Annotated in this window: 23 protein-coding genes; 7 read left to right on the forward strand and 16 right to left on the reverse strand. The window is 63.9% G+C overall.

Annotated elements, in window-relative coordinates; all coding sequences use genetic code 11:
• From BFL28_RS11790 to BFL28_RS11810, 5 genes are all read right to left on the reverse strand, one after another.
• A partial coding sequence (locus BFL28_RS11790; protein WP_119184593.1) for an MBL fold metallo-hydrolase occupies positions 1 to 280 on the reverse strand: 280 nt, incomplete at its 3' end.
• An 18-nt stretch (positions 281 to 298) separates the two neighbouring features.
• On the reverse strand, positions 299 to 1078 hold the full coding sequence (locus BFL28_RS11795) for a sulfite exporter TauE/SafE family protein (protein ID WP_069320771.1): 780 nt from the start codon (positions 1076 to 1078) through the stop codon (positions 299 to 301).
• Positions 1075 to 1518, reverse strand: a complete 444-nt coding sequence (locus BFL28_RS11800; RefSeq protein ID WP_069320772.1) for a DUF6691 family protein — start codon at positions 1516 to 1518, stop codon at positions 1075 to 1077. The genes BFL28_RS11795 and BFL28_RS11800 overlap by 4 nt, the downstream gene beginning before the upstream one ends.
• 4 nt (positions 1519 to 1522) lie before the next feature.
• A complete protein-coding gene (locus tag BFL28_RS11805) occupies positions 1523 to 1948 on the reverse strand; it encodes a YeeE/YedE family protein (RefSeq protein ID WP_069320773.1) in 426 nt (141 codons plus the stop codon).
• 2 nt (positions 1949 to 1950) lie between these two features.
• A complete protein-coding gene (locus tag BFL28_RS11810) occupies positions 1951 to 2346 on the reverse strand; it encodes an ArsR/SmtB family transcription factor (protein WP_241527308.1) in 396 nt (131 codons plus the stop codon).
• Positions 2347 to 2367: 21 nt separating this feature from the next.
• Between BFL28_RS11810 and BFL28_RS20940 the strand changes: the two genes are divergently transcribed.
• From BFL28_RS20940 to BFL28_RS11820, 3 genes are read left to right on the forward strand one after another with little or no spacing between them, the layout of a single operon-like run.
• Positions 2368 to 2517 (forward strand): hypothetical protein, encoded by a 150-nt coding sequence (locus BFL28_RS20940; RefSeq protein WP_158011649.1) that lies wholly within the window; start codon positions 2368 to 2370, stop codon positions 2515 to 2517.
• Entirely contained in the window at positions 2518 to 3990 is a 1473-nt protein-coding gene (locus BFL28_RS11815) for a multicopper oxidase family protein (protein WP_069320775.1), read from the forward strand.
• 27 nt (positions 3991 to 4017) lie between these two features.
• On the forward strand, positions 4018 to 4605 hold the full coding sequence (locus BFL28_RS11820; protein WP_069320776.1) for a DsrE family protein: 588 nt from the start codon (positions 4018 to 4020) through the stop codon (positions 4603 to 4605).
• Between the two features lie 16 nt (positions 4606 to 4621).
• Here the strand turns inward: BFL28_RS11820 and BFL28_RS11825 are convergent, their stop codons facing one another.
• The gene (locus tag BFL28_RS11825; protein ID WP_069320777.1) at positions 4622 to 4843 is read right to left on the reverse strand and encodes a GDCCVxC domain-containing (seleno)protein; all 222 of its coding nucleotides are present in this window, start codon (positions 4841 to 4843) and stop codon (positions 4622 to 4624) included.
• A complete protein-coding gene (locus tag BFL28_RS11830; protein ID WP_069320778.1) occupies positions 4843 to 5259 on the reverse strand; it encodes a mercuric transporter MerT family protein in 417 nt (138 codons plus the stop codon). Before BFL28_RS11830 ends, BFL28_RS11825 begins: the two co-directional genes overlap by 1 nt.
• A gap of 61 nt (positions 5260 to 5320) precedes the next feature.
• On the opposite strand from BFL28_RS11830, the gene BFL28_RS11835 reads away from it, so the two are divergent.
• Positions 5321 to 5737: a MerR family transcriptional regulator gene (locus BFL28_RS11835; protein ID WP_069320779.1), complete on the forward strand. Its 417-nt coding sequence runs from the start codon at positions 5321 to 5323 to the stop codon at positions 5735 to 5737.
• Positions 5738 to 6026: 289 nt separating this feature from the next.
• Positions 6027 to 6989 carry a tyrosine-type recombinase/integrase gene (locus tag BFL28_RS11840; RefSeq protein WP_069320807.1) on the forward strand — a complete coding sequence of 321 codons (963 nt, stop codon included), beginning with the start codon at positions 6027 to 6029 and terminating at the stop codon, positions 6987 to 6989.
• A 52-nt stretch (positions 6990 to 7041) separates the two neighbouring features.
• Here the strand turns inward: BFL28_RS11840 and BFL28_RS11845 are convergent, their stop codons facing one another.
• A complete protein-coding gene (locus BFL28_RS11845) occupies positions 7042 to 7491 on the reverse strand; it encodes a MerR family transcriptional regulator (RefSeq protein ID WP_241527310.1) in 450 nt (149 codons plus the stop codon).
• A 24-nt stretch (positions 7492 to 7515) separates the two neighbouring features.
• Between BFL28_RS11845 and BFL28_RS11850 the strand changes: the two genes are divergently transcribed.
• Entirely contained in the window at positions 7516 to 8175 is a 660-nt protein-coding gene (locus BFL28_RS11850; RefSeq protein WP_069320808.1) for a cation efflux transmembrane domain-containing protein, read from the forward strand.
• Positions 8176 to 8267: 92 nt separating this feature from the next.
• Here BFL28_RS11850 and BFL28_RS11855 read toward each other — a convergent pair whose 3' ends face one another.
• The 6 genes from BFL28_RS11855 to BFL28_RS11880 all read right to left on the reverse strand — a co-directional run bounded on the left by BFL28_RS11855 (position 8268) and on the right by BFL28_RS11880 (position 17763).
• Entirely contained in the window at positions 8268 to 10769 is a 2502-nt protein-coding gene (locus BFL28_RS11855) for a heavy metal translocating P-type ATPase (RefSeq protein WP_069320781.1), read from the reverse strand.
• Between the two features lie 82 nt (positions 10770 to 10851).
• The gene (locus BFL28_RS11860; protein ID WP_069320782.1) at positions 10852 to 11454 is read right to left on the reverse strand and encodes a cation efflux transmembrane domain-containing protein; all 603 of its coding nucleotides are present in this window, start codon (positions 11452 to 11454) and stop codon (positions 10852 to 10854) included.
• Positions 11451 to 11948 carry an SRPBCC family protein gene (locus BFL28_RS11865; protein WP_069320783.1) on the reverse strand — a complete coding sequence of 166 codons (498 nt, stop codon included), beginning with the start codon at positions 11946 to 11948 and terminating at the stop codon, positions 11451 to 11453. The genes BFL28_RS11860 and BFL28_RS11865 overlap by 4 nt, the downstream gene beginning before the upstream one ends.
• Before the next feature lie 102 nt (positions 11949 to 12050).
• The gene (locus BFL28_RS11870) at positions 12051 to 15287 is read right to left on the reverse strand and encodes an efflux RND transporter permease subunit (protein WP_069320784.1); all 3237 of its coding nucleotides are present in this window, start codon (positions 15285 to 15287) and stop codon (positions 12051 to 12053) included.
• A gap of 2 nt (positions 15288 to 15289) precedes the next feature.
• Complete coding sequence (locus tag BFL28_RS11875) at positions 15290 to 16459, reverse strand: efflux RND transporter periplasmic adaptor subunit (protein ID WP_069320785.1); 1170 nt, start codon at positions 16457 to 16459, stop codon at positions 15290 to 15292.
• Positions 16460 to 16461: 2 nt separating this feature from the next.
• A complete protein-coding gene (locus BFL28_RS11880) occupies positions 16462 to 17763 on the reverse strand; it encodes a TolC family protein (RefSeq protein ID WP_069320786.1) in 1302 nt (433 codons plus the stop codon).
• Between the two features lie 146 nt (positions 17764 to 17909).
• Between BFL28_RS11880 and BFL28_RS21155 the strand changes: the two genes are divergently transcribed.
• Positions 17910 to 18059: a hypothetical protein gene (locus BFL28_RS21155; RefSeq protein WP_173655735.1), complete on the forward strand. Its 150-nt coding sequence runs from the start codon at positions 17910 to 17912 to the stop codon at positions 18057 to 18059.
• Between the two features lie 334 nt (positions 18060 to 18393).
• Here BFL28_RS21155 and arsH read toward each other — a convergent pair whose 3' ends face one another.
• Together arsH and arsB are read right to left on the reverse strand one after the other, a co-directional pair.
• Positions 18394 to 19137, reverse strand: a complete 744-nt coding sequence (arsH, locus tag BFL28_RS11885; RefSeq protein WP_069320787.1) for an arsenical resistance protein ArsH — start codon at positions 19135 to 19137, stop codon at positions 18394 to 18396.
• Positions 19137 to 20216, reverse strand: a complete 1080-nt coding sequence (gene arsB / locus BFL28_RS11890) for an ACR3 family arsenite efflux transporter (RefSeq protein WP_079247102.1) — start codon at positions 20214 to 20216, stop codon at positions 19137 to 19139. The genes arsH and arsB overlap by 1 nt, the downstream gene beginning before the upstream one ends.
• Positions 20217 to 20218 lie beyond the last annotated feature (2 nt).

Consider the following 20218-nt stretch of genomic DNA (forward strand, 5'->3'; position numbering starts at 1 on the left):
CGGCGACGCCCACGTCAGCACAGGGAAGGCCGTCCATGGCGGGATAGGCGATCTTGGAGCCGGTCAGGCTGCGCAGATAGCAGGCCGATGTGACGTGGTCCGCATGCACATGCGTCTCCAACGTATAGGCCAGTTCAAGATCTAGTTCCTGAAGCGCGGCAAGGTCACGTTCGATCGTCTCCAGGACAGGATCGATTAGGACGGCTTTGCGCGTCTCCGGACAACCGAGGAGGTAGGTGTAAGTCGAGGATTCGGGTTCGAACAATTGACGAAAGATCATGACGGTCTCCAATGGTGTCTAGCCGCCGATCCCGCCTAGGCTGCGGAACAGCATGTAGGCGGCCACGGCCAGCAGGACGAAAGCGAAGATGCGGGTGAGCAGGCCCTTATGACCGGCGAGCCGGATGGCCGTTTGCATGCCGGCGATGCCGCCAGCGACCCCGCCAGCGATGAAGAAGCCGGCCACGCGCCAGTCCACGAGCCCTGACAGGGCATAGTTGAAGGCTGTCGCCGAGCCGAATGCTCCCACCGAAAACAGCGACGATCCGACCGCATTGAGGATGGGCATGCCGCTGCCGAGCATGATGCCGGGCACAATCAGAAAGCCGCCGCCGATGCCGAAGAATCCCGATAACAGGCCGGCGAGAAGCCCGATGGCAACGAGCCGTATGGCGATCGGCCGCGTGATCCGCACGTCCGGATCACCGCCGCCGGATTTGCCGCGCAGCATCGAAAGTCCGACCACGATCATGACACCTGCGAACAGCACCAGGAGGTGCTGGCCCGCCACCATCTTGCCCAGTGTGGAACCGATCAGGGCGCCTATGACGCCCGACGTCCCGAAAACGAGGGCACAGGGCCACTTCACGGTTCCGGCCCGCGCGTGCTGGACCAGGTTGGCGAAGGCATTGGCGGCCACCGCCAGCGCACTCGTGCCGATCGCGACGTGCGGGTCCTTCATGCCCACGACATACAGCAGCAATGGCAGGGCCAAGATCGAGCCGCCGCCGCCGATCACCCCGAGGGTGAAGCCAACGAGGACACCGGATATGAGCGTGAGGATGTCGACCGATGTCATGGGTTGGCCGGCGCCCTGGCCGCACGATACCGTTCCTGAACAGCGAAGACCCCCATGCCCACCAGCATCGCCACGACGAACACCAGCGCCGCCGGCGCCCCGAGGCTCAGGGCGACGAGGGCCGGACCAGGGCAGTAGCCGACCAGGCCCCATCCAACGCCGAACAACGCCGCGCCGGAGAGAAGTTTCTTGTCCAGGGACCGGGACGCTGGCCCATTGAAGTTAGCTGCGAAAAGCGGAGCGTCGCGCATTCGGCCGAGTGCAAATCCCAAGGCGGAAACCATGACGGCCGAGGCCAGTACCAGGGCCAGGCTCGGGTCCCACGACGACGCAGTGACATCAAGAAACGCCAGCACCTTGCTTGGGCTGATCATGGCGGAGACTATCAGGCCGAAGCCGAAAATGAGCCCCGAGGCCAGCGCGATGAGCAGCTTCCTCATTGTCTCAAAGCTCCACGACGTGCCGAGCGACATACACAGTCGCAGCCGCTGTGATGAGGAAGATGCCGGTCGCGGCGAGCGAGCGGGGCGAAAGCCTCGCTATTCCGCAGACGCCATGCCCGCTGGTGCAACCACTCCCAAGCCGAGTCCCAAATCCCACCAGAAGGCCGGCTGCGATCACGACGGCGACGGGGGCCGGTGACGTGAGGTCCGGCAGCACGCCGCCCGCCGCCCGGTAGAGCAAGGGCGCAGCGAACAGGCCGACCAGGAACATTCCGCGCCACGCCACATCGCCGCGAACGGGCGCGAGCACGCCCCCTATGACGCCACTGATACCGGCAATGCGCCCGTTGGCGAGCCACAGGAGGGAGGCCGAGAGGCCGATGAGCGCGCCGCCCGCGATGGCCGAAAATGGGATGAATCCCTCCATCGTCAGGATTCTCCTTGTTCAGCATCGGCGCCAGCACAAAAGAGTGTGTAGAGTTCCGTCAGGATCGGCAGCACGCGCTCGGACGTGATGCGGTAGAATATCGTCGTTTTCTCCCGCCGCGTGCCGACCAGGCCCTCGTCGCGCAGCGTGGCCAGATGGCGGGACAGATTGGACTGTGTCAGTCCAAGGCGTTCGCCCAGATCGCTTACCGACAACTCCCCGCCGAGCAGGCTGCACAGGATCATTAGCCGGTGCCGACTCGCAAGCGAACGGAGGAACGCTTCGGCTTCGCCAGCCTTTTCCTCCAAAAGCTCCGGGGACATTTCAACGAGAGAAGGTGGCACGGTTGCTCCAAACATCCTATATGCAACATATATGATGGAGTGGCGGTCGATCAAGCGCCACCTTTGGAGGTTCCCGTGAGCTATTATTTCGCCGAGCTGTCGAGGCTCCTTTGGGAGGAAGCGGCCTTCGAACCTTTGAAGTGCCGGAGTGCGAGCAACCCTATGCTGATCGTCGAGGCGGCCGGAGTAGCTTCCAAGCTGCGCTGCACGCTGGGGCGGATTTAGATGCTCGATCGACGTTCGCTCTTGGCCGGCGGAGCGGCATTGTTCGCTACCGCCGCTTGCTCGCGCTCCACGCCGGCTATCGACAGAGGTGGTGCAAACCCGCTCCCGGTGCCCCCGCTGTTGGATGCGCAGCCAGGGCGGTCGTTCGCGCTACAGGTCCAGTCCGGAACGACTTCATTTTATCCAGGCCGCCCGAGCGACACGCTCGGGTATAATGGCAGCTATCTCGGACCGACGATCAGGGTACGTCGCGGCGACGACGTGGCGGCTACCGTGACCAACGGGCTCGATGCGGACACGACTGTGCACTGGCACGGGCTTCTGATTCCCGGAGAGCTGGATGGTGGCCCCCATCAGATCATCGCGCCGGGCGCGACCTGGCGACCGACGCTTCCGATCCGGCAGCCGGCAGCGACCCTCCTTTATCACTCACACGTCCATGGGTTGACGGCCGAGCAGGTCTATTCAGGTCTGGCGGGGGCGTTGCTGGTAACCGACGACGAGGAGCAGGGCCTGGGGCTCCCGTCAGAATATGGCGTGGACGATCTGCCCCTGCTTATCCAGGATCGCCAGTTCGAAAATGGCCGCCTCGTCATGCCAGGCGGCATGATGGTCGCCATGCAAGGGCGGCGCGGCGACACGATCCTTGTGAACGGAGCGGTAAACCCACTGGCGGCAGTGCCAAACCGGTTGGTTCGCCTGCGGCTCGTCAACGCATCGAACGCTCGGATCTATGAGCTGTCGTTTTCCGATCAACGAAGCTTTCACTGGATCGGAACCGAAGGCGGGCTACTCGAACGGGTAGTAGCGTTGGCGGCCATAACTTTGGCGCCGGGCCAGCGCGCTGAGCTTCTGGTGGACTTCACGGACGGCAGGCCCACCTCGCTGGTCACGGCGGCTGATACCAACGCCTCGATGATGGGAGGTATGGGTATGATGGGGCGGAGCGCCAGTAGGACCGACGCTGCCGCGCCATCGACCGTGCTGCGGTTTGAACCACGGCCGTCGGGACAGGCTCGTGCCAGCGCCGCCGTGCCCTCCCTACTGGCATCACGAACTCGGCCCGACGCCAGCAAGGCGGTGCGCCGTCGCAGTCTGATCCTCAACATGGGCATGGGCGGCATGATGGGCTCAGGAAGCGGCGGTGGCGGTCTGACGATCAATGGCAAGCCATTCGACATGAATCGCATCGATGAGGCGGTGAAACTAGGCTCCACCGAAATATGGGAGGTGTCTGGCGAAATGATGCGCCACCCGGTCCATATCCACGGCGTCCACTTTGATGTTCTCACCCGCGGGGGCGGTCAGCCCGATGTTCTCGACCAGGGGCCGCGCGATACGATCCTCGTCAAGGAGCCGGTGGAGCTTCTCATCCGGTTTGATCAGCCCGCAAAAAGCGCTCCTTTCATGTATCACTGCCATATCCTTGAACATGAGGACAATGGAATGATGGGCCAGTTTAGTGTTGCGTAGGCAGGGGCTGCTACTTCTGGAGAGTTTATGCAGCATCTACCGTTCAACAGGAGAGCAACGTTGTCAAAAAGAGCCCTTGCCGCACTTTTACTCGCGGCAACGATGCTGACGGGTGGTGCCTCGCTAGCTGCACAGGATAATCTGGTTTACCCTGTGATTCCGGGATTTGGCGGGATCGTGGCCGTGCCCAGTGCTGCCGAGCGGCCCGATCCCAAGCTTCGCTACCGTGTCTTGTTCAATGTCAGCAAGGCCGCAAGCTCTCCCGACAGAGTAAATCCCAGCCTTGAGAAGGTGGCGCGCTTCGTGAACCTGCTTGGCGCGGACAAGGTCCATCCTGCTGCTGGTGACATCGCCGTCATCATCCATGGTCCCGCGACCCCGCTCACCCTGCAGAACGCGCCCTATGCGGCGCGTATGAAGGTAGCGGCAAACCCGAATGTTGCGCTGATTGCGGCTCTCCAGAAAGCTGGTGTTTCGGTCCGCGTATGCAGTCAGGCCATGGTCGGAAATGGTATCATGCCGAGCCAAGTGGCCTCGGGCGTTGAGATCGATGATTCAGCGCTCACAACCCTGGCGAATCTACAAACCCGGGGTTACGCGCTCATCCCGGATTAAAGGTGCGATTCCCCCGTCACCCGCAGCAGCTCCCCACGGTTCCGTTCGCCTTCGCCTCCTGAATCGGAGGGCATGGAACATCGCCGAACGAGCAGAACACGCAGCAGTCGCCGGCGAGGGGCCGCAGCACCGCCGCGCAATGCCGGCAATCATAGAAGAACTGGCAGGCGTTGGTAGGCATCGTCTCGGTCGCGACACCGCCGCACTTGGGACAGGTCAGCGTGGAGGTGAGCTGCATCAGGAAAGCGCCTTTATAAGCGGCGCTTCCATGTGATCCCATATCAGCGCGGTCAGCGTCAGGGCCGTGCCGATCGTGAGCATGATCGGAGTTGCGCGGGACGGTAGGGTCACGGTGCAGGACCGATCCGCAGCGCAGGTCCTCCGACGCCGCTCATACGCCCACCACCCGGCAGCTAGGCCGACGAGGGAAAGCGCCGTCAGCGGCCAGCGCAGAGGCATCAGCGCGGCGAAGGTGCTCGACAGGCCCGCCCCCACGCCCAGCGCCACCAGCGCGAGCGGCAAGACGCAGCAGGATGCGGCGGCTAGAACCGCGCCGAGGCTCGCCAGCGCACCGAGGGCGGATAGTCCCGCGTCGGCGCGGCGTGGCGATGCGGAAGCGGCCAGGGTTTCGTGCGGCAAAATCCTTTGATTCATCAGTCGTCTCCGGCGGAATAACCCCTATGCTTCCTGTAGCGGCTACAGGAGCAAGCGAATTATGAGGGATGAGAAAGGCCTAGCTATCGGCGAGTTGTCGCGCCGAACCGGCGTGAACATCGAGACGATCCGCTATTTCGAGCGCGTCGGCATTGTCGCGACCCCACCCCGCACGAGCGGGGGCCGGCGAGTATATGGGGCCGGCCACGTTCGCGCCCTTGGATTCATCCGTCGCGCGCGCGAACTCGGCTTCACCCCGGCCGAGGTGCGCGCGATCCTGTCACTTGGCGGTCCCGCGCAGGCGTCGTGCAGTGAGGTCCGCGAGATCGCGGCCCACCACCTGGAGCGGGTTCGCGCGAAAATGGCAGATCTAGCGCAACTCGAAAGCCTGCTTGCCACGACGATCGACCGTTGCGAGGGCGACGGGGCGGCGAGTTGTGCGGTGATTGAATTGCTTGACCAATACACAACTACTTAGGTGTCAAAACCGGTCGGTTGTGACCTTGCGAGCCAGCAAGCTACTTCCGCACCTTGGATGGTGCAGAAGCCCGGATCAGAATGATGAGATTGACGAAGTGGATTCACTCATCAATCTACATATGATAATGTCCTTTATCATACATAGAGTGAAGCCACACATGGTGGATATGATTGGGTTCGGGGTTTCACCCACTAGAATGCAAAGTTCGGGGTTTTAGGAACAATCAGGGCGAGTTCGGGGGATCAGGAACAACTATGGCCACAATCGAATGTCACAGCTTCCCATCATGAACCAGCTCGTCCCCCTGGACTCGCCCACGCTGGCGCTGCCGGCGCTGATCGCGTCGGCCGACGATCGCGCGCGCCTTCGCTTCCTTGAGTTCTTCGCAGTCACCATCCGCAACCCGCACACGCGCCGCGCCTATGCCCGCGCCGCCGGCGACTTCCTGGCCTGGTGCGAAGCGCGGGGTGTGGCATCGCTAGCTGGTGTGCAGCCGCTCCATGTCGCGGCCTGGATCGAGGTGCTGGCGCGCGAGGTTTCGCCTCCCAGCGTCAAGCAGCAGCTTGCCGGCGTGCGCCACCTGTTCGATTGGCTGGTGACGGGCCAGGTCGTGCCGGTGAATCCGGCGGCGTCGGTGCGCGGGCCGGTGCACAGCGTCCGGCGCGGCAAGACGCCGGTGCTGGCCCCGGACGAGGCGCGACGGTTGCTCGATACGATCGACGTGACGACGCCGGCCGGCTTACGCGACCGCGCCCTTATCGGGCTGATGATCTATTCGTTCGCGCGGATCGGCGCGGCCCTCGCCATGCGGGTCGAGGACGTGTTCGTGCAGAATCGGCGGCTATGGGTCCGCCTGCACGAGAAGGGCGGCAAGCGGCACGAGATGCCGTGCCACCATAATCTGGAGGAATATCTGGCCGCCTATCTCGACGGGTGCGCGCTGCGCGACGATCGCAAGGGGCCGTTGTTCCGCACGCTCGCGCGCGGGACTAGGCGACTAAGCGACACCCCCCTGCCCCAGGCCAATGCGTTCGCGATGGTGCGCCGGCGCGCGGCGGCGGCCGAGATCGGCACGGCGATTGGCAACCACTCGTTCCGCGCGACCGGGATCACCGCCTATTTGAAGAACGGCGGCTCGCTGGAGAACGCTGCGATAATGGCCAATCACAGCTCGACCCGCACTACCCAGCTCTACGACCGTCGCCCGGATGACGTGACGCTAGACGAGGTAGAGCGGGTGCTAATCTAGGCCAGGCTCATGTCAGGATTAGAATGAGCGCGTTGCCCTCGTCGGTAACTTTCTAGGCAGCCGGCGCCAGGGCTTCCAAGATACGGCACTCGGCAACCGTTCCGCCTTCGCACGTCGAAATGAGCCGGGCAAGTTCGCGCCGCAGCGCAGAGAGGTCCGCGAGCTTGCGATCGACTTCAGCCAGGTGCTCGCCCGCGATGAGGTCAACGGTCCCGCAGTCGCGCTCGCGCTGCCCGGCCAAGTCCAGTAGCGCGCGGACCTGATCAAGCGAGAAACCGAGGTCGCGCGCGCGGCGAATGAAGGAGAGCCGCGCTAGATCATCGCGCGCGTAGACGCGGTAGTTTCCGCTCGTGCGGGCCGGAGGCGCGATTAGGCCAGCCTTCTCATACCAGCGGATTGTCTCGACCTTGGTGCCCGTCGCTTCCGCCAGCTTGCCGATCGTTAGTTTCTCAATCACGGCCCTTGACCCTATAGCGACTAGAGGGTGCATATAGGCTGTCATGTCGATTCGATCGAGGTGACAATCATGGCTTGCACGAGCTGCCCATCGGACAAGGGCGGCACTCTCAACGACCCCAAATGGCGGCGCGCGCTATGGATCGCGCTTGCGGTCAACGCGGGCATGTTCGCGGTCGAGATTGTCGCTGGCATCACAGGCGGGTCAAAGGCTCTTCAGGCCGATGCGCTCGACTTCTTCGGCGACGCCGCCAACTACGCGATCAGCCTGGGCGTCGCCGGCATGGCGCTCGTCTGGCGCGCCCGCGCTGCGCTGCTCAAGGGCGTGACGCTTGTCGTGCTCGGGCTATATGTGCTTCTCGCCACGGCTTGGGGAGTGTTCCACGGCGCGGCACCACTGGCCGAGGTGATGGGGGTGATCGGCGTTTCGGCGCTGGTCGCGAACGCCGCAGTGGCTTTGATGCTCTACCGCTTCCGGACGGGCGATGCGAACATGCGCTCTGTCTGGATTTGCTCGCGCAATGACGCGATCGGCAACATCGCCGTCGTGCTGGCAGCGGCCGGCGTATTTGGGACTGGTACAGCCTGGCCGGACCTGATCGTGGCAGCCCTGATGGCGGGGCTTGGACTTTGGGGCGGCCTCCAGATCATCACCCAAGCAGTTGGCGAGCTGCGCGAGACTGAGGGCACATCGGCCCAAATCGCGACTACAACATTACATCGCAGTTAGTAGCTGCGAGGCTAGAACCACATCAACGGGCCGGCGAGAACCGCTCCAAGGATATCGAGTGTGGATGGCCGGTATTGATACCATTGTGGCGATCAGGCTGCCGCGTCCGAGCGATCGCGGTAAGCGAGTAGCCGGAGAGCATTAAACACGACGAGCAAAGTTGAGCCTTCGTGCATGGCGACCGCAGGACCGATACCGAGCCCAAGGATAGTCGCGGGGACAAGGAAGGCGACCACGCCGAGGCTCACAAAGACGTTCTGACGGATGACCCAGCGGGTGCTCCGGCTGAGCCCGACCGCAAATGGCAGATGCGCAAGATCGTCTGCCATCAGGGCCACATCAGCCGTTTCGAGTGCGACGTCGGACCCGGCAGCACCCATGGCGATGCCCACCGTGGCCGTCGCCATAGCCGGCGCGTCGTTGACGCCATCGCCGACCATGGCGACCTTCGTTTCGGCCCGAATCTTCTTGATCGCGTCAACCTTATCCTCTGGCATGAGGTCGCCCCAAGCCTCGTCGATGCCGACTTCTCTGGCGATGGCATCGGCGGCGCGCTGGTGATCTCCTGAGATCATAATCATCCGCTTGATGCCGAGGGCGCGCAGCTTCGCGAGTGCGTCTCGTGCGGCCTCACGCGGCGTGTCGAGCAGGCCAATTGCTCCCATATCCTTGTTGGCGCGGCGCACGACCATGCTCGTCTGCCCGCCTTGGCGCAGCTTTTCGATAGCAGTCGCCATTTCGGCGGACAGCGGCGCGATGCCGTCCGCACCGAACATCTCGGCCTTGCCGATCAGGACTTCATCCTCACCGACAAGGGCCGAGACGCCGCGACCCGTGAGGCTCTTCAGATTGTCGGCCCGGGGTATCTTTTGATCGCCGACAAGCTCGCGGCCATCTCGGGCGATCGCCTGCGCGAGAGGATGATCGCTCAGGCTCTCGACGGCCACGGCGATCGCCATGAGGTCTTCCTTGGTCACGCCTGGCGCGGGGATGATTTCTTGTATGCGGGGCTCACCCTTGGTGAGCGTGCCGGTCTTATCAAACGCGATCGCGTCCAGCGAGCCGAGCAATTCGAGCGGTGCGCCTCCCTTGATGAGGACGCCGCCCCGCGCTGCGCGCGCGACTCCCGATAGAACGGCGCTGGGTGTCGCGATGGCGAGCGCACAGGGACTCGCTGCGACCAGCACCGCCATGGCGCGGTAGAAGCTGTCGCGGAAAGGCTCGTCGACCACCACCCAGGCGAACAGCAGCACAAAGGCAAGCGCGAGCACCGCCGGCACGAAGAAGCGCTCAAAACGGTCAGTGAAGCGCTGTGTCGGCGATTTCTGTGTTTCGGCTTCGCTGACCAGCTTCACTACTTTGGCAAGTGTGCTTTCGGTTGATAGGCGGGTGACTTCAATTTCGACAAGCCCGCTGCCATTGATCGTGCCGGCGAAAACGCGACTTGCCGCGTCCACGCTATCGGGATTCTGGCGGGCAGCAGCATCGTCTTGTACGGGGCGCTTATCGACCGGCATGCTCTCGCCGGTGACGGGGGCTTGGTTGATCGCGGTGATGCCCTTGACGATGAAGCCGTCGGCGGCGACCCGCTCATCGGGCTTCACGATGACAATATCCCCGAGCTTGAGGTTCTCGACTGGAACCTCGCTCGTGCCGCCATCGGGACGCCGCACCATAGCGGTGCGCGGTGCCAGCTCCGCCAGCGCTTCGATCGCGCGCTTGGCGCGGCCCATGGCATAATGTTCGAGCGCATGGCCAAGGCTGAACAGGAACAGCAGCAGCGCGCCCTCCGCCCAGGCGCCTAGCGCCGCCGCGCCGGCGGCGGCCACTAGCATCAGCGTGTCGATCTCGAAGCGCTTCAGGCGAAGATTTTCGATCGCCTCGCGCAGCGTGTAGAAGCCGCCAAACGCATAGGCGGCAACGTAGAGCACGAACGGCAGCCAACCATTTGCGTCGGCGACTAGCTTCTCGATTGCAAAGCCGACGCCAAGCGCCAAGCCGCAGGCGAGCGCGAAGATCAGTTCCGTGTTCGGCCCGAGCAGACCGCCATGACCGTGATCGTGGTCGTGCTTTTCGCTGGCAGGATGGTCATGATCCTTTGCATGGTCGTGTTTTGGCACGATCGACACGAGCTTGACGGCCTTGTCGTCGATCGGTCGAGCGCCAGCGTCGCGCAGCGCCTTCAAAATCGACTCTTGCGATGTTGCCGACCGATCGAACTCCACCCGCACCAGACCCGACACATTGGCCTCTGCCTCAAGGACGCCGGGGAGGCCGCACAGCCGATCGCCCAGCGTGCGAGCGCGGCGTTGATGGCTCATGCCCTCAACCTGCCAGATCGCATGTCCGAAGCGATCACCAATTTCTGCGCCCGAAGCGTGCGCTAGCTCGCGGATGCGCGAGAGCGACACCACTTCTGGATCAAAGTGGATGCAGAGCATTGCGGGAGCGTCCGCTTCGGGTGCTACCACATGGGCCTGTTCGACACCGGGGCGTCCTTCCAACGAGCCGACGAGCCTTTTGACACAGGCGTCAGCGGCGCTCGTAACATCGGGGAGGACGACAGGAATATCGAGACGAAGTTTTTCGATCATGATGTTCTCCTTCGCGGAGCGCGATTTTGTGGTGAAGCGGAGAGGTCCGCCATTTTTGTGCGGCCACCGATAACTATGGCGCTCATCGGTTTTCTTCCTTGGCCTGGCGCGCTTCCTTTTTCGTATCGCGCAGGATTTCGACGCCGCCCTTCACGGCGATAATCGCGGTGAGGAAACCGACCAGCAGATCGGGCCAGTTGGAGCCCAGCCACCAGACGAGCAGTCCGGCGACCAGAATCCCGCCGTTTGATATGAAATCGTTGAAGCTGAAAGTTGTCGCTGCGCGCAGATTGACGTCGGGCTTGCGCAGCCGTTGCAGTAGCCGGAGGCAGATATAGTTCACGACGGCCGCGACCGCCGACATCGCCATCATGGTGACGCCGATCGGCTCGCTTCCCTGAAGGTATCGCCGCCCGACATCGAGCAGGATGCCTCCGGCGAAGATCAGGAGCATGACGCCTGACACACCAGCGGCGCGGGTCTTCCATTTCGTGCCCCGGCTGAGCGCGATCAGGCTCAGCGCATAGACGGCGGCGTCGGACAGGTTGTCGAGGCCATTGGCGAGCAGTGCACTGGAATCGCCGCTGACGCCGGCGATCAGAAAGGCAAGCGCGATCGCCGCGTTGAGGACCAGCACGATCCAGAGCGTGCGACGCTCCGCGTCCGAGGAAGCAGAGTCAGTCATTGGGCCGCCTTTCGCGCGAGTTGCGCCTTGCGAACCAGGCGGCGATGGCGATTGACGGTGAGGCCGTTGCCGCGCGCTTCCTTGCTGAGGTAGCGGATCAATGCTGCATCTTGCGCCTGCATGGCTTTGCGCAGGCCGCGCCGCGCCAAATAGCCAAGCGGGCTCAGCACCCCTTCCACCGCGATCGTATGGCGAACCTGCGTCTGCGCGCCGGTCCCGGCGAATGCATATTCCTCGCGAAGGGCAAATATCCCACCGAGGCCCGTCTGCCAGGCGAGCCGGTGAGCCCGTTCGTAGGCGATGATCCTGGCTTCGGTTGTTAGCGGCAGCTCTCCCTTGAGCAGGGAGAAAGTAAGGCTGACATCAGCATCCGGCGCGGCGGTTCCTCGAAAGCGATAACTTGGATGCCAGAACACGAATGCGGGTAGGTCCACGATATGGGTCCAGGCCCGGATCGGGGTGATGGTCAGGCCGAAAGAGGTTGTTTCCTTCATGGGCGGATCACCTTCCGCTGGTGTCCGGTGCGGCGGACGGCAAAGCCGCCCGCCGCTGAACACGGTGCACTCCCATTTTAGGGATGCGGCGGTCGCCAAGGCTCACAGCGGAGCCTCAGCGAGATCGGGCGTCGGCGCGTCAGGCCGCTTGCTGGACGCTGGAATGTCTGTCTCCCTACGCCCGTAGCGGGCGTAGAGCGTCGGCAGCACGAACAGCGTCAGCAGGGTCGCCGAGATGAGGCCTCCAATGACGACCGTCGCCAGCGGCTTTTGCACTTCCGCGCCCGCACCCGACGCGATGGCCATGGGCACGAAGCCGAGCGACGCGACCAGGGCCGTCATGACCACAGGCCGTAGCCGCATCATCGCGCCTTCATAGGCCGCCTTTGCGCGGTCCATGCCTCGGGCCATCAGTTCCTGAATCGACGTTACCATGACAAGGCCGTTCAGGACCGCGATGCCGGACAACGCGATGAACCCCACCGCCGCCGAGATCGAGAAGGGCATGCCACGCAGGAACAGGGCGAGCACGCCGCCCACCAGCGCCAGCGGCACGCCGGTGAACACGATCGCGGCGTCGCGCACGCTCCCGAGCGCCCCGTAGAGCAGCAGCATGATCAGCACGAAACAGCCCGGCACCACCAGCATCAGCCTCTCGGTTGCCGATTGCAGGTTCTCGAACTGACCGCCCCAATCTAGATATTGCCCGGCAGGCAGGCGCACTTGGCTTGCGATAGCAGCCTGCGCGTCCGCAACCACGCCCGCCACGTCACGGCCGCGCACGTTCGCCTGCACGACGACACGCCGCTTGCCGTTTTCGCGGCTGATCTGGTTGGGACCATCGGTCACGCCGATGTCGGCGACGCTTTGCAGCGGCACGAACCCGCCATTCGGCAGTGGCACCGGCACCTGGCCGAGCGTTTGCAGATTGGCACGCGCCACATCTGACAGGCGGATGGTGACGGCGAACCGCCGATCGCCCTCGAAGATCATGCCAGCATCTCGGCCGCCGATCGCAGCGGAGATAGTGTCCTGCACAGTCTGCGCGGTGACGCCGAGTCTCGACATTATGTCGCGGCGCGGCCGAATGTCGAGCATGGGCAGGCCCTCGGTCTGCTCCACCCGAACGTCAACGGCGCCTTCCGTCTTGCGCAGCACGGCCGCGATGGCGTTGGCTGTCGCGTTCATTGCATCGGTGTCGTCGCCGAACACCTTCACGGCGAGGTCGCCGCGAACGCCGGCGATTAGTTCGTTGAAGCGCATCTGAATGGGCTGGGTGATCTCGAACGCGCCGCCCGGCAAACTTTCAAGCGTCTTCTCGACCTTCGCCACCAAATCGGCCTTACTGAGCCCCGAGTCCGGCCATTCTTCACGTGGCTTCATGATGATGAAGGTGTCTGAAATGTTAGGGGGCATGGGGTCGGCGGCGAGTTCCGCCGTACCTGTCTTTGAGAAAACGAACCGCACTTCGGGCAGCTTGCCGATCTCCCGCTCGATCCGCGACTGCATCGCCTGACTCTGATCGATTGACGTCCCCGGCACGCGGAGCACCTGGGCGGTCAAATCGCCCTCGTCGAGCTGGGGTAGAAACTCCTGGCCAAGGAACGAGAAGGTGAGGATGGCGGCAAGGAACGCGCCGACGCCGACGCCCATGGTGAGCGTCGGCCGCTTCATCGCGCGGTCAAGTCCCGGCTCATATTTGCGCTTGAGCCAGGTCATGATCCGGCCTTCCTTCTCTTCGACCGGCTTCGACAGCCAGATCGCGAGCATGGCCGGCACGAAGGTCAGCGAGAGAATAAAGGCGAAGACGAGTGCGATGATGACCGTCAACGCCATCGGCGTGAAGGTTTTGCCCTCAACCCCTGTGAGCGTGAGCAGCGGCACATAGACGAGGATGATGATTGCCTGCCCGAACACGGAAGGGCGGATCATCTCGCGCGCGGCCTGAGCAATGACGGACAGCCGTTCCTCGAGCGCGAGTGTGCGGCCATAGTGATGTTGTCGTTCGGCCATCCGCCGCAGCGCGTTTTCAACGATGATGACCGCGCCATCGACAATAAGGCCGAAGTCTAACGCGCCGAGGCTCATCAGATTGGCAGAGACCCCGCCTTGCAACATGCCGAAGCTGGTCATGGCCATGGTGATCGGAATGACCAGCGCTGCGATCAGCGCCGCCCGGAAATTGCCGAGCAGCACGAACAGGACGACAATGACGAGTAACGCGCCTTCGGCGAGGTTCTTTGCCACCGTCTTGATCGTCGAGTTGACGAGCGCGGTGCGGTCGAGCACCGGCTGTATCACGACGTCCGTGGGCAGCGACGCGTTAATCCCATTGATCCGTTCGGCGACCGCCGATGCTACGGTGCGGCTGTTTTCGCCGATCCGCATGATCGCGGTGCCAACCACCACCTCCTTGCCATTCTCAGATGCGGAGCCATAGCGGATTGCTTGGCCGAGGCGCACTTGCGCGACCTGGTCGAGTCGGATCGGTGTGCCTTCGCGGGTGGCAATGACGGTGCCGGCCAGCTCGCCGATATTGCGGATGCGAGAGTCTGAGCGGACGGCGAGGCCTTCGCCGCCACGATCGACCACGCCGGCACCGACGCCGACATTATTCTCTTCAAGCGCGCGGGCGAGATCGGTCAGGTTCAACCCCAAGGCGGCGAGCCGCTGGACATCGGGGATGACCTGAAACTGCTTCACATAGCCGCCGATCGAATCGACGCCGGCAAGACCTGGCGTGTTCTTCAACAGCGGCGCGACGATCCAATCCTGTGTGGTACGCAGATAAGTCGCCTGATCGGCCTCGCTAACGAGCCGGTCGCCCTCTGGTGTGATGTAGCTGCCATCGGGCTGCATGCCGGGGTCGCCGGGCTTATGTTTGTCCTCCTTGCGATGCTGGAAATGGACGGTCCACATATAGACCTCGCCCAGGCCCGTCGCGATCGGTCCCATGGTGGGAACCGCGCCGTCGGGCAGACTCTCCTCGGCAACGCGCAGTCGCTCTGCAACCTGCTGGCGGGCGAAATAGATATCGGTAGAATCCGTGAAGACGGCCGTGACTTGGGCGAACCCGTTGCGACTGAGCGACCGAGTATTTTCAAGGCCGGGAACTCCGGCGAGCGCGGTTTCGATCGGAAAGGCAATCTGCTTTTCGACCAGCTCGGGCGAAAGCGCCGGTGCGGCGATGTTTATCTGCACCTGATTGTTGGTGATGTCGGGAACGGCATCGATCGGCAGGCGAGAAATCGCCCATCCTCCAATGACCGTGGCGATGAGCGTCACGAGCAGGATAAACCAGCGGCGCTCGACGGAAAATGTGACGATGCGGTCGATCATGATCAATGCCCATGCTCCGCTTCGCCCTTCCCGAGCTCAGCCTTGAGGGTGAAGCTGTTAGGGCCGGCAAGCTGTTCGTCGCCTTTAAGCCCCGACGTCACGACCACGTTGTCGCCGTTCGGGCTTCCGAGCGTGACGGGGGTCGCCTTGAAGCCATGATCGGTTCGCACGAACACCGTGGGCCGACCTTCGACCGTCTGTACCGCGCCTTGCGGCACGAGCAGCGACGCGGAACCATTGCCCGCAAGCTGGATCGCCGCCGTGACGGGCTCGCCCACGCGCCATTGGCCGGAGCGGTTGTCGATGACTGCGATCACGCTGGCGAGTCGTGTGGTTTCGTCGAGGATCGGCGAGACGAAATCGACCCGCGCCACCGATCGCCTATCGCCCGAGACGATCTCGATTTGAGAGCCGGGCCGCACCTTGCCGGCATCAGCCGGCGATAGCGCGAGTGTGACCGCGACCCGTCCGAGGTTGGCGACGCGGAACAATTCGGCGTCGGCCGCGACCGTCTGGCCCAGCGTCACGCTGCGCGCAACGACCTGGCCCGACAGGGGTGCGGTGATCGCGATGCGATTGAGGGCACCGCCGCCGCCACCGGCAGCAGACACCTGCTGTTGCGCGAGGCGCAATGCTATACGCGCTTCGGTGGCTGCCGTGCGTGCCGCAATCAGATCCTGTTCGGGCGAGACTTTCTGATCGAACAAACGCTGCTCTCGGCGCAGGTTCGATTCTGCGAGCCCAAGCCTCGCGCGCGCCGCCTCAACTTCGGCGTTGAGCGATGCGGCCTCACGGCTTTCTATGATGGCGAGTGTCTGTCCGCGCCCGACCGACTGGCCGAGGTTGCGGGTGAGCGACACCACACGGCCGCCAATCGCAGCCGAAACGATCTGCATCCCTTGCGGATCGCCTTCGATCGTCGCGGGGAGGGTCAACGCTCCGCCGCCGCTGCGGATCACGCTCACCAATTCGATGCCGGCTTTGCGAATCTGATCCGCGCTCAGGTCGATCTCGCCTTCTTCTTCGGCGTGGCCGCCCTTTTCAGACGCGGCACCGTTTTCGACCGTGACGGCGTTCTGCGCGTTGTCGGCGGTCTGATCGCCGCCGGAACATCCGACCATAAGAAGTGCGGCGAGTGTTAGCGGCAAGGCCGCTATAGTACGGGTCTTCATTGTCATTCCCCCTGTGTGACCGGCGCGCGGGCGGTAAGCCGCTCAAGCTGCGCCTGGGCGATGTGGTAGGAGAGCAGCGCGTCGATCGCCGCAGCCCGCGTCGCGGCGAGCGTCCGTTCGGCATCGAGCAAATCGAGCTGGCCGAATTTGCCCTCCCGATACCCGATGCGGGCGATGCGCGCGGCTTCTTCGGCGGCGGCAAGCGCGGGGCCGCTGGCGGCGGCTGCGCTCGTGGCCGCGTTGGCGGCATCTGCTTGAGCGCGGGCGATTGCCTGATCCACATCGAGTGCGGTGACACGCCGCTGGGCGTCGGCACGCTGTCGCTCTGCTGACGCTTGCGACAGCGCCGCCCGCCCGTTGTTGAATAACGGTATAGGGATCGACAGGCTGAAAATCGCCGCCGTGTCGTTGGTCTGCTCAAGCCGGCGTGCGCCGGCCCCAACCGTCAGATCAGGCACGCGCTGCGAGCGGGCGAGGCGCACGCTGGCGTCAGCGATGGCAAGGTCGGCATCGGCCGCCGCCATGACGAGCGTGCCCGCGCTTTCGATTGGCCGAAGCGGGCCATAGATTGCGGGAACATGGGAGAACCAGTCCGCATCGAGCGGCCCCGAGATCGGCTGACCGATGATGCGCGACAGACTGAAACGGGCGACTTCCAAGGTCCGCTCTTCCCGCAACAGCGCGGCGTCGGCGTTGACCCGTGCAACGTCAGCGCGTTGCACTTCGATCGGCGACGCGCGGCCCGCCTGCACGCGGACCTGAGCAGCGCGCAGCGTCTCGTTCGCTATGCGAGCCTGATCGTGGGCCGTGACAAGTCGGCGCTCCGCTGAGGCGGCCTCCGCGTAAGCTCGTACAACGCTGATCCGAAGATCAGCTTGCGCGATCGCGGCCTGGATCGCTGCCCGATCGGTCCGTGCGTCCGCCACCGCGATCCGCGCCGATCGCTTGCCGCCAAGTTCTATCGGCAGCGTGAGGGAAGTCGTCGCTTCGAGGCTCCGGGTGCCGCGATACTGGCCGGAGCCGCCGACATTTTCCGCCTCAACAGTAACGCTGGGATTAGGGCGTAGCCCGGCAACCTGGCGTCCCGCCTCGGCCGCGCGGACGTCCGCCGAAGCGGCTTCAAGCGCCGGTGACACGACGCCCGCAAGTTCGAGCGCGCGGTCAACAGTGAAAGATGGGCCTGCTAGGGCGGGTGACGTGCTTTGTGGCTGTCCCGGACCGGCTTCAGCCGACGGCGTGGTTTGGGCCTGCGCGATGCTCGCGCAAGCGGTCGCGGCCAGCAAGGCCGCGAACAATCGGTGCATGATCGAAAAACTCCTAACAATTCCGAGGGAGCCCCGAGGACGGGGCTAGACTGGAATCGTCAGGCCTTTGGAGGGCGGTGAGCCGGATCGGTCGAGTTGGAGACGCGACCCTTCGCATTGGGAAGGAAGGGCGGCGCGGTGCGTAAATGCACCTGGGTCGCGAACCCATCCTTCACAGGCTCGCCGATCTGGTGACCGTGGCAACCGCCGTGATGGTGCGGCATCGCCTTTCCACCGTCAGACGGAACCTGATCGCGGTCGCCATCGGCATGGCCGAGGCCCGCCGCAACGTCTGAATCCAAGCAACCAATGGGCTCAGCCGCGTGCGCGACCGTGCCCGCCATCAACGACAGCGAGACGAGGCACATCAGGATCAGGGCTAGGAAGCGTTCCATTAGCCGCCCTATAGCACGTCAACTAGTTCAGAAAAGAATTCGTTCTACTAATTGGCTTTGGTGAGGCGTTATATCATGCGGTTAGTGAAAGAGCAGCCGATGGACACCCGCACGCCGAGGCAGCGTTGCGTGGATGAGGAAGTCGCGAACGAAGGCGGCTCCCAATCTCAGCTAGCAATGGGCGCGATCGATTTGAAGTGCAGCCAAGGCTGAGCCTTGCCCCATTAGGATACTTCTATTCGGCTACTGTTGCGATAGCCGATAGATCGGTTGTGGCATCGACCGGAAGCCCCTGTTGCTTCCGCTCAGAGTAGCGATCGACGAGCTGCGCGGCGTGCGGGCGCATTAGCACCGTGAACCGGACCAGCTCCTCCATCACGTCCACGATCCGATCATAGTAGCTCGACGGCTTCATGCGGCCGGCTTCATCGAACTCCTTATAGGCCATCGCGACCGAGGATTGATTTGGGATCGTGAACATACGCATCCAGCGGCCGAGCAGCCGCAGGGTGTTGACCGCGTTGAAGGACTGCGAGCCGCCCGATACTTGCATGACAGCGAGCGTGCGCCCTTGCGTCGGGCGCATCCCCTTTATTTCCAGCGGTAGATGGTCGATTTGCGCCTTCATGATCCCGGTTATCTGACCGTGCCGCTCCGGGCTGCACCACACTTGGCCCTCTGACCACATAGACAGCTCGCGCAGCTCGTGGACGGCCGGGTGGTCGTCTCCCTTCACCTGATCGGGCAGCGGCAACGTGGAGGGATCGAATATGCGCGTGTCAGCCCCGAAAAGCCGCAGCAGGCGAGCAGCTTCCTCGACGGCAAGGCGCGAGAACGATCGCTCGCGCAACGACCCGTAGAGCAGCAGTATTCGCGGCGCGGGATCGGCCGCGCCGAGCCCCAGCGCGGGCCGTTGGCGCACAAAGGCCGGATCAAGCGCCGGCATGTTGTCGGGATCGGAGAGCCGGCGCAGCGGCATCAGGCGGCCGCGCCCCGCTCATACCAGCTTCGCGATCGCTTCACGATCGCGACGACCGAAAGCATCACCGGCACCTCGACCAGCACGCCTACGACCGTCGCCAGCGCCGCACCCGACTTCAAGCCGAACAGCGAGATCGCGGCGGCGACCGCCAACTCGAAAAAGTTGGACGCGCCGATCAGCGCGGCCGGGCCAGCGACGCACCAGGCGACGCCGAACCGGCGTGACAGCCAGTAGGCGAGGCCGGCGTTGAAATAGACCTGGATGAGGATGGGAACGGCCAGCAGCGCGATCACCAGCGGTTGCGCGATGATTTGCTCGCCTTGAAAGCCGAACAGCAGCACCAGCGTCGCCAGCAGCGCGACCAGCGACACCGGCCCGAGGCGGGCGAGCAGCCGATCGAGTGCGGGCTTGCCCCCGCTCGCCAGCACGCCGCGCCGGATCACTTGGGCGACGATCACCGGCACGACGATGTATAGGACGACCGACAGCAGCAGCGTGTCCCACGGCACCGTGATCGCGGCGACGCCGAGCAGCAGCGCGACGAGCGGCGCGAAGAGGAACACCATCAGCACGTCGTTGAGGGCAACCTGGGAGAGCGTATAGGTCGGCTCCCCGTCGCAGAGGTTCGACCAGACGAACACCATCGCCGTGCAGGGCGCGGCGGCGAGCAGGATCAGCCCGGCAATATAGGACGGCCCCTCCCCCGCCGGCAGCAGCGGCGCGAACAGGTATCCTATGAAGAACGTGCCGAGCGCCGCCATCGAGAACGGCTTGACCGCCCAATTGATGAACAGCGTTACGCCGACCCCTTTCCAGTGCTGGCGGACCGATCCGAGCGAGCCGAAGTCGATCTTGAGCAGCATTGGGATAATCATCAGCCAGATCAGCACGGCGACAACCAGATTGACGCGCGCCACTTCGGCCGTGGCGATCGACGCGAACAGGCCGGGAAGCAGATGCCCGAGGCCAATGCCGGCGACGATGCAGAGCGCCACCCACAGGGTCAGATACCGCTCGAATGTCCCCATGCCGGGACGGGCCGGTGCGGGACCGGCGATGGGAGCGATCGTGGACATGG

Origin of the sequence: Sphingomonas turrisvirgatae, from assembly GCF_001721295.1 — a bacterium.
Lineage (GTDB): Bacteria > Pseudomonadota > Alphaproteobacteria > Sphingomonadales > Sphingomonadaceae > Sphingomonas > Sphingomonas turrisvirgatae.